Annotated in this window: 13 protein-coding genes; 6 read left to right on the top strand and 7 right to left on the bottom strand. The window is 62.0% G+C overall.

Going from position 1 to position 12370, the window contains the following annotated elements:
- Together CKO13_RS01105 and cutA are read right to left on the bottom strand one after the other, a co-directional pair.
- On the bottom strand, positions 1–461 hold a 461-nt coding region (locus CKO13_RS01105; protein ID WP_200255999.1), incomplete at its 3' end, for a protein-disulfide reductase DsbD N-terminal domain-containing protein.
- A 43-nt stretch (positions 462–504) separates the two neighbouring features.
- Entirely contained in the window at positions 505–825 is a 321-nt protein-coding gene (cutA, locus tag CKO13_RS01100) for a divalent-cation tolerance protein CutA (protein ID WP_200255997.1), read from the bottom strand.
- A 262-nt stretch (positions 826–1087) separates the two neighbouring features.
- Between cutA and groES the strand changes: the two genes are divergently transcribed.
- The 5 genes from groES (at position 1088) to CKO13_RS01075 (ending at position 5283) form a co-directional block, all read left to right on the top strand.
- Positions 1088–1375 (top strand): co-chaperone GroES, encoded by a 288-nt coding sequence (groES, locus tag CKO13_RS01095; protein ID WP_200255995.1) that lies wholly within the window; start codon positions 1088–1090, stop codon positions 1373–1375.
- Positions 1376–1457: 82 nt separating this feature from the next.
- On the top strand, positions 1458–3116 hold the full coding sequence (gene groL / locus CKO13_RS01090) for a chaperonin GroEL (RefSeq protein WP_200255993.1): 1659 nt from the start codon (positions 1458–1460) through the stop codon (positions 3114–3116).
- A 161-nt stretch (positions 3117–3277) separates the two neighbouring features.
- Entirely contained in the window at positions 3278–3637 is a 360-nt protein-coding gene (gene folB, locus CKO13_RS01085) for a dihydroneopterin aldolase (protein ID WP_200255991.1), read from the top strand.
- The gene (folK, locus tag CKO13_RS01080) at positions 3634–4122 is read left to right on the top strand and encodes a 2-amino-4-hydroxy-6-hydroxymethyldihydropteridine diphosphokinase (RefSeq protein ID WP_200255989.1); all 489 of its coding nucleotides are present in this window, start codon (positions 3634–3636) and stop codon (positions 4120–4122) included. The genes folB and folK overlap by 4 nt, the downstream gene beginning before the upstream one ends.
- Before the next feature lie 30 nt (positions 4123–4152).
- Complete coding sequence (locus CKO13_RS01075) at positions 4153–5283, top strand: glycosyltransferase (protein WP_338034551.1); 1131 nt, start codon at positions 4153–4155, stop codon at positions 5281–5283.
- Here the strand turns inward: CKO13_RS01075 and CKO13_RS01070 are convergent, their stop codons facing one another.
- Positions 5284–6114: a sulfotransferase gene (locus CKO13_RS01070; RefSeq protein ID WP_200255987.1), complete on the bottom strand. Its 831-nt coding sequence runs from the start codon at positions 6112–6114 to the stop codon at positions 5284–5286. It lies immediately after the preceding gene.
- Positions 6115–6171: 57 nt separating this feature from the next.
- A complete protein-coding gene (locus CKO13_RS01065; protein WP_200255985.1) occupies positions 6172–7284 on the bottom strand; it encodes a glycosyltransferase in 1113 nt (370 codons plus the stop codon).
- Positions 7285–7781: 497 nt separating this feature from the next.
- Between CKO13_RS01065 and CKO13_RS01060 the strand changes: the two genes are divergently transcribed.
- Complete coding sequence (locus CKO13_RS01060; RefSeq protein ID WP_338034552.1) at positions 7782–8819, top strand: glycosyltransferase; 1038 nt, start codon at positions 7782–7784, stop codon at positions 8817–8819.
- Here CKO13_RS01060 and CKO13_RS01055 read toward each other — a convergent pair.
- The 3 genes from CKO13_RS01055 to CKO13_RS01045 form a co-directional block, all read right to left on the bottom strand.
- The gene (locus tag CKO13_RS01055) at positions 8791–10146 is read right to left on the bottom strand and encodes an O-antigen ligase family protein (protein ID WP_200255981.1); all 1356 of its coding nucleotides are present in this window, start codon (positions 10144–10146) and stop codon (positions 8791–8793) included. The two genes, CKO13_RS01060 and CKO13_RS01055, sit on opposite strands and share 29 nt — an antisense overlap.
- 388 nt (positions 10147–10534) lie before the next feature.
- Positions 10535–11227: a sulfotransferase family protein gene (locus CKO13_RS01050; protein WP_242467828.1), complete on the bottom strand. Its 693-nt coding sequence runs from the start codon at positions 11225–11227 to the stop codon at positions 10535–10537.
- Positions 11228–11382: 155 nt separating this feature from the next.
- Positions 11383–12330 (bottom strand): sulfotransferase, encoded by a 948-nt coding sequence (locus CKO13_RS01045; RefSeq protein WP_200255977.1) that lies wholly within the window; start codon positions 12328–12330, stop codon positions 11383–11385.
- Between the last annotated feature and the right edge of the window lie 40 nt (positions 12331–12370).

The following is a 12370-nucleotide window of genomic DNA, read 5'->3' as shown; positions in this document are numbered from 1 at the left end:
TCTGCTACCCGCCCACGAGCGCCGAGGCCGGCCTCGACGCTCGTGGGCGGGTAGCAGACCCCCTGCGCCTCGTTGCAGCCCTGGAACTGCGCCCGCAGCCGGACCCCCTCGCCGAGGGGGCGCTCGGCCTCGATGTGGACCTGGAGGGTATCGCGGTAGACCTCGACCCGCCCGAGGAACTCGTCCTCGTACGGCGTCCCGCTCGGCAGCGTCACCTCGGCGATGGCGTTGTCCGTGCCGACGAGCTGGAAGTCGAGCTTGCCGCGGTAGAGGTAGTGGTCCTCGGGGATCTCCCAGCGGGCGACGAGCTGGCGCTCCCCGGCCCGCTCGGCGGCGAGGGGGAAGAGCGCCCGCGGGTCGGCCTGCTGGGCGGCGGCGCCCACCGCCCCGAGCAGCAACACCCCCAGGAGCAGCGCTCCCAGCCCGCGACTCCCAAGCTGACCGGCCCTTATCCCTTGCATCCTCGGCTCCCTCGGTTCAGTCCCGGTGCTTTCGCCTGGCCGCCTACCGCGCCTGCTGGGCGATCCAGTCCAAAAAGCCCTGCAGCCCCTTCTCGATGCCGACGGCGACGACCTCCGGGAGCTCGTAGGGGTGGCTCGCCACGAGGTGCGCCTCGAGCCGGCTGTAGGCGGTATCCGTCGTCTTGATCAGCAGCAGCTGCTCCGGCTCGCTCTGCGCCTCGCCCTCCCAGTAGAAGACCGAGGTCACGCCGGGGAGGATGTTGACGCAGGCGGCGAGGCCCGCCTCCACGACCTCCGAGGCCAGCCGCCGCGCGGTCGCCTCGTCGGGGCATGTGCACAGGGCGATCAGGTGCGTGCTCGCCATGACTCGATCCCTCCTCTCGCTCAGGCGACCCCCTATTGGGGCAATCGTTCCGCTGCGCGGGGTTGAATTCTAGCACCGGCGTCCGCATACACGGAGTGCCGGGCGGTGGCGAGCCCCTCGGCCCGTGGGCCAACCCCTTGACGTACGGGCATCGATCGCTATTATCAGCACTCACAGAGAGCGAGTGCTAACAGCGCAGCGAGTCGCCACTGCACGAGCTCCACACACCGAACAAGAGCAACCGAGAAGGGAGAGAGGACCGATGAGCATCCGTCCCCTGCACGATCGTGTGGTCATCCAGCGCCTCGAGGAGGAGCGTACCTCGCCGGGCGGCATCGTCATCCCCGACACCGCCGCCGAGAAGCCGATGAAGGGCAAGGTCATCGCCGTCGGCCACGGCAAGGCCCTCGACAACGGCGAGCGCCGGCCGGTCGAGGTCAAGCCCGGCGATCAAGTCCTCTTCGGCAAGTACGCCGGCACCGAGGTCAAGATCGACGGCGAGGACTACCTCGTCATGCGCGAGGACGACGTCATGGCCGTCTTCGAGTAAGGCGCCGCGCGCGGAGCGAGCCTCCTACGCAGCGCGGTACAGCGGCACACCGAACACCAGGACCGAGTAGAGGAAACAACCCATGGCAGCGAAAGAGATCCGCTTCTCCGACGATGCGCGCCAGCGCATGATGTCCGGCGTCAACCAGCTGGCCAACGCCGTCAAGGTCACCCTCGGCCCGCGCGGGCGCAACGCCGTGCTCGAGAAGAGCTTCGGCTCGCCGACGGTGACCAAGGACGGCGTCTCGGTCGCCAAGGAGATCGAGCTCGAGGACCACTTCGAGAACATGGGCGCCCAGATGCTCAAGGAGGTCTCCTCCCAGACCTCCGACGTCGCCGGCGACGGCACCACCACGGCGACGGTCCTCGCCCAGTCGATCCTGCGCGAGGGCATGAAGTCGCTCGCCGCCGGCATGAGCCCCATGGAGCTCAAGAAGGGCATCGAGAAGGCGACCGACTCCGTCTCCAACTACCTCGTCAACGACCTCTCCAAGCCCTGCGAGGACGACAACTCCATCGCCCAGGTCGGCACCATCTCCGCGAACTCCGACGAGTCGGTGGGCCGGATCATCGCCGACGCCATGGGCAAGGTCGGCAAGGAAGGCGTCATCACCGTCGAGGAGGGCTCCGGCCTGGACAACGAGCTGGATGTCGTCGAGGGCATGCAGTTCGATCGCGGCTACCTCTCGCCCTACTTCGTCACCGACCAGCAGGCGATGAAGGCGGAGCTCGAGGACGCCGCGATCCTCCTCCACGACAAGAAGATCTCCAACATCCGCGACCTGCTGCCCCTGCTCGAGGGCGTGGCCAAGCAGAACCGGCCGCTGCTGATCGTCGCCGAGGAGGTCGAGGGCGAGGCCCTGGCCACGCTGGTGGTCAACAACCTGCGCGGCATCGTCAAGGTCGCCGCCGTCAAGGCGCCCGGCTTCGGCGACCGGCGCAAGGCCATGCTCCAGGACATCGCCATCCTCACCGGCGGCACGGTGATCTCCGATGAGGTCGGCATGACCCTGGAGAACGCCACCGTGGACGACCTCGGCACGGCCAAGCGCGTCCAGATCTCCAAGGAGGAGACCACCATCGTCGGCGGCGCCGGGCGCCACGACGACATCAAGGCCCGGGTCGACCAGATCCGCACCCAGATGGAGGAGTCCACCTCCGACTACGACAAGGAGAAGCTCCAGGAGCGGGTCGCCAAGCTCGTCGGCGGTGTCGCCGTGGTCAAGGTCGGCGCGGCCACCGAGGTCGAGATGAAGGAGAAGAAGGCCCGCGTCGAGGACGCCCTGCACGCCACCCGTGCGGCCGTCGAGGAGGGCATCGTCGCCGGCGGCGGCACCGCCCTCGTCCGGGCGCTGGCCGCGCTGGAGGGCCTCCAGGGCGAGAACGAGGAGCAGACTCGCGGCGTCGCCCTGGTCCGCCGGGCCATGGAGGAGCCGCTGCGCCAGCTCGTCGCCAACGCCGGCGAGGACGCCTCCGTGATCGTCAACAAGGTCAAGGAGGGCAGCGGCAACTTCGGCTACAACGTGGCCACCGGCGAGTACGGCGACCTGGTCCAGGCCGGCGTGCTCGACCCGACCAAGGTCACGCGCTCGGCGCTGCAGAACGCCGCCTCCGTGGCCGCGCTCATGCTCACCACCGAGGCCATGGTCGCCGACCTCCCGCAGAAGGAGGACGACAGCAGCGGCGGTGGCGGCGACATGGGCGGCATGGGCGGCATGGGTGGCATGGGCGGCATGATGTAGGCCGGCCCTGCGCCATCCGGCGCCCTGGCGCCGCGATACGAGGCCCCGTCGAGCCCGGCTCGGCGGGGCCTTCTCGTTTCCGGGGCCGCCCTCGCCCCAGGACCGGCGCAGGCGCCGCAGCCCTTGATCTCGAGGCCGCGGGCCGGGAGACTTACGGGGCTATGGATACTGTCTTCATCCGCGGCCTCGAGGTCGAGACCGTCATCGGCATCTTCGACTGGGAGCGGCGCATCCGCCAGCGGGTGCGCATCGACCTGGAGATGGCCGCCGACATCGCCCAGGCCGCCGCCACGGACGCCATCGAGGACGCCCTGGACTACAAGGCCATCGGCAAGCGCATCATCGGCTTCGTCGGCGACAGCGAGTTCCTCCTCGTCGAGACCCTGGCCGAGCAGGTCGCCGGCATCGTCCGCGAGGAGTTCGGCGTCCCCTGGCTCCGGCTGTCGGTCAGCAAGCCCGGCGCGCTCCGGGGCGCCGACGACGTCGGGGTGACCATCGAGCGGGGGGGCCAGTGGCAGTGAGGGCCTATCTCAGCATCGGCAGCAATATCGACCGCGAGCGCAACATCCGCTCGGCCCTGGCCGCACTGCGCGCCCGGTGGCCCGGCATCGTTTTCTCCCCCGTCTACGAGAGCGAGGCGGTGGGCTTCGAGGGCGCGGCCTTCTACAACCTCGCCGCCGGCTTCGACGCCGAGGAGCCCCTCGAGGCGGTGCTGGCCGCCCTCCACGAGATCGAGAGCGCCCACGGCCGGCAGCGCTCCGGGCCGAAGTTCTCCGCCCGCACCCTCGACCTCGACCTGCTGAGCTGGGGCGAGGCCGTCGTCGACGGCGACCCGGCCACGCTGCCGCGCCGCGAGATCCTCAAGTTCGACTTCGTCCTGCGCCCGCTCGCCGATATCGCCCCCACCCAGCGCCACCCCACCCAGGGGCAGACCTACCGCGAGCTCTGGGCGGCGTTCACGGGGCCGAGTTCCATCCGCGGCGCCGTCTCGCTCGCCGAGGCCTGAGCCGGGCCCTTCCAGGCGGCCGATCCCGCAGTGACGAGCCGAACGTCCCTACCCCGCCTCACCGTCGTGCTGTCGCTCTCCGGCGACGGCGGCGTCGAGCACATGGTCCTCAACCTCGTCGCCGAGTTCGCCGAGCAGGGGTATCCGGTGGACCTGGTCCTGCTGCGCGATGAGGGGGGCCACCGCGAGCGGATCCCCGAGGGCGTCCAGGTCACCCGGATCGGCGCCTCCGCCGCCCTCGCGGTGCTGCCGCTGGCCCGCTACCTGCGGCGCCGGCGCCCGAGCGCCCTGCTCGTCGCCAAGGAGCGCGCCGGCCGGGCCGTCGCCAGGGCCCGGGCGCTATCGGGGGTCTCGACCCGCCTCGTCCTGCGGCTCGGCAACACCGCCTCCGCCTCCCTCGCCAATGCCCCGCGCCTCAAGCGCTGGTGGCGCCTGCGCGCCCTGCGCACAGCCTGCCGTCGCGCCGACACCGTCGTCGCCGTCTCCGACGGGGTCGCCGCGGAAGTCGCGGCCGTCTCGGGAATCGCCCCGGAGCGGATCCGCGTCGTGCGCAACCCGGTCATCACCCCGCGGCTCCACCAGCTGGCCGAGGCCCCAGTCCCCCACCCGTGGCTCGGGCCGCAGCGCGAGGCCCCCGTCCTCATGGGGATCGGCCGGCTCCGGCCGCAGAAGGACTTCGCCACCCTGGTCCAGGCCTTCGCGCAGGTGCGCCGCGCACGGGCGTGCCGGCTGATCCTCCTCGGCGAGGGGCCGGAGCGGGGCGAGCTCGAGCGCCTCGCCGAGGCGCTCGGGGTGCAGGCCGACGTGCTGCTGCCCGGCTTCCAGTCCAACCCCTACCGGTGGCTGGCCCGCGCCGACCTCTTCGTCCTCAGCTCCGCCTGGGAGGGCTCCCCCAACGTGCTGACCGAGGCGCTCGCCCTCGGCGTGCCGGCGGTCGCCACCGACTGCCCCAGCGGCCCCCGGGAGACCCTGCAGGCGGGGCGGGTCGGCCCCCTGGTCCCCGTCGGGGACGCCCCCGCCCTGGCGCAGGCCATCCAGGCGACCCTCGACGAGCCGCCGGCGGCCGCGCACCTCCAGGAGGCCGTCGCGGCCTACCGCGCCGAGCTCAGCGCGGCGCGCTACCTCGAGCTCCTGATCGGCGACGCCCCCGCCTGCGGGTGATCACCCCGAGACCGCCCCTGCCCGGGCGAGGCCCCAGCGGCGCTCCTTGAGGCGGTTCAGGCGGTTGCCGGCCCAGGCCACCGCGTTGATCAGGCGCTGGGTCCGGATCGGCATGGACTGGCGCCAGCCGGTGTCCGGGCGGATCGCGCTCCCCGCCGTCTTCTTCAGGAGCCCCTTCGCCTCCTTATTGTGGTGCGGGTACTCCGCCCAGCGCAGCTGCGCCGGCTCGAGCGCCAGGCCGAGGTACGCCATGACCTGGCTCAGCACCCCTTCCGGATCCCGAGCCAGCTGCTCGTACTCGAGCACGAGGTGCTCGCGGCGGCGCAGGATGGCGTAGAAGAGGATCGAGCGGTACGTGTAGGTAAAGGCGGTACGCAGGAGGTGGCGCTTGCGCTTGCGCTGCGAGTAGGCGTAGCCGCGCGCATCGCGCAGGACGTGGATCGGGACGACCTCGATGCCGGGCACCGAGAGCAGCCGCCACAGGCGCCGGGGCGACTTGTAGGCGTCCGTGACATAAGGTGTGCCGCCCGCCTCGGCGGCGGCCTCGAAGAAGATCCGGTTGTCCTCGCTGAAGACGTCGAAATCCCTCGCCTCCAGGTCCAGAGAGGCCAGGCTGCGCCCGTGCCGCTCCCGGAGGACGGCGTCCACGCGGGACCAGAGGGGGCACTGCGAGAGCGTCGGGGCGCCGCAGGCGCAGCCGCCCTGGCGCCTGAACTTGCGCGGCATGAGCGGCGTGGCCCCGAGGGCCGTTACCTGGCTGTGGGTATCGAGCAGGATGTCGACGAGGGTGGTGCCACTGCGGCCGGTGCCGGCGATGAATAGTACTTTCAAAGGACCTCCGGAATACAAACTTCACAAGACATCAGCGGCGAACCTTCTAAAAAATATTCAGCCGCGATCTATACCGAAGACTTCGAGGTATTGGCGCGCAACATACTCATCCGTAAACCTCGAGACCGCCTCCGTAACGTCATAACTTGGATAGTCGCCATCAAGGACCCGCTTTATGGCATATCTCAGGGCTTGCGTATCTCCAACCGGTATCAAATGCCCGTAACGTCCACCATCTAGTATATCCCGAGCACCACTCGGGCAATCAGTCGCGACTACACGGGCCCCCACCCCTAAGGCCTCTGCTAAGACGTTTGGAAAACCTTCCCACAAAGAGCACAAGACAAAGCAATCCGAGCGCGCCATGAGTGCGTAAGGATTACTCAAGAACCCCGGCATCGAGAGCCATTCCCCGGAGTCTTCATATTGACTCGCCCTTTCTATTAAATCTTGCTTCAAGGGCCCCTCTCCAACTATGACCAGCTTCACATCCCTCTCTTCACGCAGGGATGCTACGGCATCAATCAGCCTATGCTGATCCTTTTGTCGAGCAAGCCGCCCAACCGTGAGGACAACCTCAGCCTCTTTGCCATCTTTAAACCACGGATGGTCAGGCTCCGCGCGGGCACGCCTCATATTCTCATTGGTAACCGAGCCGTTAAAAATGCAACGGATCGGCACTTCTTTAAGGCCAATTGTCTCTACTAGAGAACGCTCAACCCCACTCGAAATCGCAACAATACCATCTGCTCTCGGGTAAAGCCGGCGAACCTGTTTTAACTTCTTCGCCTTCTTTTTGGGAGGTCTCTTTTCCGACTCCCCGAAGCTATTCGGCACGCTTAATATGCGCCGGGTTCCGTTTAAGGAGGAACCAGGAAGCCGGGCCAATATAACGTTTGCTGTATGCATCGTACTGAGCACTGCTGCAGGGCTCGTACGCTTTAGGTGCTGCCACAGCCGACAGGATGTGCTGACCTTCCCATACGTGCCGAGGTCCACAAAACTAACACGCCCAGACAACTCATCTGGGTAAAAAAGCGAACCGCTACGATAGCTAATTATCTCTACCTCTATGCCCCAACTCACCCACACTTTTATTACATTAGCTAAACGCCTCTGAATACCGCCTTGAGGGTTAAAGCTTCCAAATATAGCAATCTTCGAAGACATATACTTAACCCGCAAAAATCAAGTTTAAACGTAACATATTTTACAACACCACTTTCTATCCGCTTACGGGTCGACTCCTCTTTCCAGATAATGCGCCGTCGGAAGCAGGCCAATCACTCATGTTATTCCCAACCACCCTCGCTTAAAATGAGAGTATACTCATTTTTTGGTCACCAAGGTTTTGATACCGGCCAATTATCGTAACACCCTAAGTGCCTCTCCGAATAACCCTAGAGCGCCCTGGTGCGCTTGGGGAAGATGGCCTCCATATCCCACGGCAACGCTCCATCTTGCCTGCACCCTGATCGCCTTCCGGTAAGCGGCGACGGGGTTATTCGGATAGGCACTAAGTCATCGGGATGCAGGAAGCACTTGAAAAGTAGGTCTACACTCCGGCATATTCCTAATAGGAGCCACCGAAGGAGAATAGCCCCTTGCCAAAACCACGCCTCGCCATCCTCGCCCCCCTCAAGGCTTGGGGAGGTATCGAGGGTAAGATCGTCACCCTGAGCCGAGAGTTCCTCGCCCGAGGGGTAGCTGTCGAGCTTCTCCTCGCCAGGGGCGGTCAAATCCCCTATCCTGAGCGCCTCCCAGCGGAGGTAGAGATCGTTGACCTCGACAGCGGCGGTAAGGCGGATACTGCAGTCAAGCTCGCCCGTCGGCTCCGCCATGCCCCCCCCGATGCCCTGCTCACTGCCAAGGATCACGCTGCCAAGGCGGCCCTGATCGCTCGGACAATCACACGTGGCTCTGTACCCATCTACATCAAGCTGACCAATACACTCAGCGCAACCCTCCGCCGGAAATTGCAGTGGCGTACGGCGCAGTGGCTCTATCCCCAAGCCAATGGCGCCATAGCGGTCTCGACAGGGGTCCGTGACGATTTCCTGACCCACTTTCGCATGCTCCCGGGCCAGGTTACGACCATCTATAATCCCACAATCACCCCCGAGTTTCCCGAGCGTATGCAGCAGCCGGTAACGCACCCCTGGCTGCAGGGCTCAGGCCCACCGGTGATCGTAGGCATGGGACGCCTGACTCCGCAGAAGGACTTCGCCACGCTCCTGCGCGCCTTTGCGCGGCTGCGCGAAGTGCAGCCCGCTCGTCTGATTATTCTCGGGGAGGGGCCACTGCGTGGCGACCTAGAAACGTTAGCCGACGAACTAGGCATCACACAGGAAGTAGACCTACCAGGTTTCGTAACCGATCCCCTACCTTGGCTCTACCGAGCGAGTCTCTTTGTCCTCTCCTCTCGCTATGAGGGCTTAGCGAATGTCCTCATTGAGGCACTAGCGACAGGGCTGCCGGTGGTGGCTACCGACTGCCCCTCTAGCCCCCGGGAAATCCTCGAATCGGGGCGCTGGGGCCCTATCGTGCCTGTCGGTGATGCCGAAGCCCTAGCCCAGGGAATGCATCGGTCTCTCGCCTCTCCCCCACCGCAAGAGGCCCTCGCTGCCAGCCTAGAGCGCTTCCGTAGCGGTTCCGTGGCCCAGCGCTACTTGGAGGTCATGGGCCTGATTCCACGTCACGACTAAGACGTAAGGCACAACCCATCAGCAGGCCAGTACCAAAGAGGTACATGCCGAAGCCATCAACGCTGTGCAGACGATACTCGGCCAGCCCGCTGACCAAGACTACCAACGTCAGGCTCAATCCGGCCCCAACGATGACGGCATCAAGACCCCACCCGCTGACCGAGCGGATCGCCCCGGCAATCATCGCGCCGTTGAGGGTTAGCCACAAAAGAACCCATGGTATCCCCATACCCACTGCCATATGGAGGTAAGTATTGTGGTAGTTGGTACCACCCGCGATCTTGTGGTGCTCAGCCAAACCACGCACATAGGGGACACCACCGGGCCCCCACCCTCCCCAAGGGTGTTGCTGGAGCTGCTCCCATCCTTGAGCCCACATGAGTACTCGCTGACCCAACGACTCGGTCTCAATATGCTCCGGCTGCAGGGTCACTAAGGCCCGAATCGTCTGCGCCGAGTCGCCGAATCGCTCGACCAGTACCCCCTTGAAGCTAAAGGCGAGCACTGCGACCAAGGCCAGGATAGCGGCTCCTCCCCCTATCCAGTAGCGTACGGGGACCAGTCCATCCCGATTGCGCTGTCCCCATACGAGGAAGACCGCCAGGACCACGGGAACACTAACAACCCCGGCAATCCAAGCGTGGCGCGACCCGGAAGCGATCCACATCGAGGTATAGACACATAGCGAATAGAGACCGAGGAGGAACGCTCCCCACCCTACTGCTGAATCCCGGCGCTCTACGAGCCGGGCAACTCCATAGAGGATCAGGACCCCCCCGATACCAACCATCGCCGCCGTGTAGTTACCGAGAAAATTCGGGCTGAGCCCCAGCTCTAGACGGCCCTGCCCAGCCAGGGGGCCACCTATCTCAGTCCAAAATTGAGCAGCCAGCGGATGAGCGATCATCCCTAGCAGCATACCCGCGAGCCCCCACAGGGCCGAGCGCGGGAAGGCGGCGACCCAGAGGCCAATCAGCAGGGCAAAGACCCCGCTCGAACGGAAGTAGTCCCACCAGGAGTTGGGATCGATCGACTCGGCGGGGACCAAAGGGCTCAAGGCGCCGAGCCCGCTACGCAGCAGGACCCATAGCGCCGCAGCCGTTGCGAGCCCAGCCAACAAGGAAGCGCTACGCCCATAGCAAAGCGTCTTCCAGGGGAACAACGGCAACCCCAGAAGCAATAGCGACAGTCCTAGGTAGAGAGGAGTCGGACCGAACGGCGAGGCGTCAAAGCCAACTAAGAGAAGGCCGACTGAAGCCAGTGGAAAGGCGATCGACTCACGCCACTTAGCGAAGCTGAACCACGGTGCTGGAACTGTACGTTGCATGTAAGTCTCTCAGTCGAAGCCGCGCGATTCGCGCAAAGGCGCCAGAACTATACACCAGTCTCACCGCCCGCCCAACCCCCGGCCACGTAAAGTCGAACTTTTGGCAATAGTGACTAAACGCCCTTTGGAAAAGCGCTAGCGGTTGGTCGTGGGCACGTAGACCTTCAGCTGATCTCTCGGAATTGACGACTTTACATCTGCCAAAGACCTTCATCCTCGAGGTGTGCTAAACGCAGGGGCATTTCAGATTAAGGTCTTGCGCTTCAATCGCTTAGCCTTTAATTAGCCATCAAGATCATCGGCGCTTGCACCAAAAACCCGGCACATTGAAACCTGAGAAGACTAAAGAGATTTGCCCACCATCAATTGTCACCGAGATGCCAGAGAGTCATTCTCTCCAACAATAGCCGTACTTCTTAAAATCTTTTCTATAAAGACGCTCAATTCGCTTCCGGAGGTTGGCCGTATAGTAATTATACCGCTTTCCTGAAGCGCCGGTCGCGTGGGAGCGAGAATCGACAGGACCTTGATAAGGAATCCCCGGGAAAATTCTTGCCGTAACCTCCTTGAGATCCGACTCCAGATTTTCTACTCGACCTATTAAATCGAGCTTTTTAAACGGCGGAAGTAAATTGTGTTGGGGCGCCCAATGTATATCGTCATACAACCCTCCCTGCTCAAGATAAAAGACAAAGTCACTAAAATCGGGAAACTCCCCAGAAAAGGCGACACGAGAGCGAACCTTCTGGATCTTTTTATGTCCTGCCCTCATCTTGTCAAGGTAAGCTGACAAAACTCTATCATAGGGATTTCTAACAAAGGTAAAAGCGTAGTAGTTTTTTTTGATTCGGAAGGTATCACCCAGCGTTACATCAAAAGGATGGGCATGTGCCTCTCTTTTTGCGGAGACATCGTCGTAACCCCCAAGAATTTTTATCGATGGATTCATCTCTATGAGAGTTCGAACTATTGTCGAATTAGCTGATTTAGGGATCCCATAATACACGAAACGCCCAAATCTAGATATGTGTATGCGCCGAAAAGTCGGCCGCACACCCAGACGAAAAGAGCCAAACGTCATAAAAGCTGGGTTTTTTCTCAAGATACCCCCTTGATCAGACTAACTGCTTGTCAGCCCCTGAGGAATACACTAACAAACAAGTAAATCGTTTTTCCTTGGTTGCACCTGCTGCAACCGCCAAACAGCATAATTTTTAAGCACTAAGAAAGTAATCTTTATCTTCCTCTCAAATTCCTCAAGAGCATAGAAGCTGATTTGCCCCAACTACCTGACCAAAAAAAATCAACTGTTGCCTCTCGAAACAAGTAAGGCTTACGAAGGCCCTTTGAGATTGCCACCTCTCCGTATTCCGCTGATTCTCGACGCTCCCCCCTTTCTCTGCAAACTTTTGCTAAAGCCGCGTAAAATTTTGGCTGATCTGGCTCTATTTCAACAGCAAGAGACAAGCATTTTTTTGCTTCCTCTAAATCCTTCTTATGGCGAAGATTTTTTGCCAAATGGTAGTATGCATCTGCTTTCCAAGGGGCTTTCTTTATCCACTCTCTACAAACTTTTAAGTCCTCACTAGAAGGCCTTCCAGAGAACCGAGGCAAAGATTGCGGTGGATACCCTAAAAACTCTGATATAGTTTCACCAACTTTGCCTTTGCGAGCATCTACAGCGCAGAGCCTTTCTGGCTCCCCAAGCTCCTCATAAAAATAACTTATGACGGATTCAGTGTGCTTTTCATGGACACGACACAACTCATCCCTGGATAAATCCTTTAAATAATTTACAGAGTCTGCAATATAAGGATTGTACTGGATTCTGTTATATGGCGATAAACGTCTTTTTCGAATATGTCCATGCACGCTCTGAGCCCACTCATTAGGGTCACGATAAACCAATATAAATCGACTGTTTGGCCACCAAGAAGCCAATTGACGATAAAGCCCGGGAAAAGGCACGTCACTAAAAGCGTCCCGACTTCTTATGACTTCATCCAATACCCTAATGACCGCCTCAGGTTCACCCTCTACCCCGTCAACCTCCTCCATGAGATTCCGACCGTTAAAGAACTTAGGAAAGTGCATCGTCGAATAACCGAGCATAGACAAAAGAATATCCGTACTTCGAGTCATCGTCCGATGCAAAGACACAACAAAGATTTTTTCGCTTTCCAAATCTTACTCCTGAAAAGGTTAAAATTCTAATCCTCAGCGT

The sequence above is a fragment of the Halorhodospira neutriphila genome (assembly GCF_016584055.1).
GTDB classification, from domain to species: Bacteria; Pseudomonadota; Gammaproteobacteria; order Nitrococcales; family Halorhodospiraceae; genus Halorhodospira; species Halorhodospira neutriphila.
This window is presented reverse-complemented; position numbering and strand designations above follow the sequence as displayed.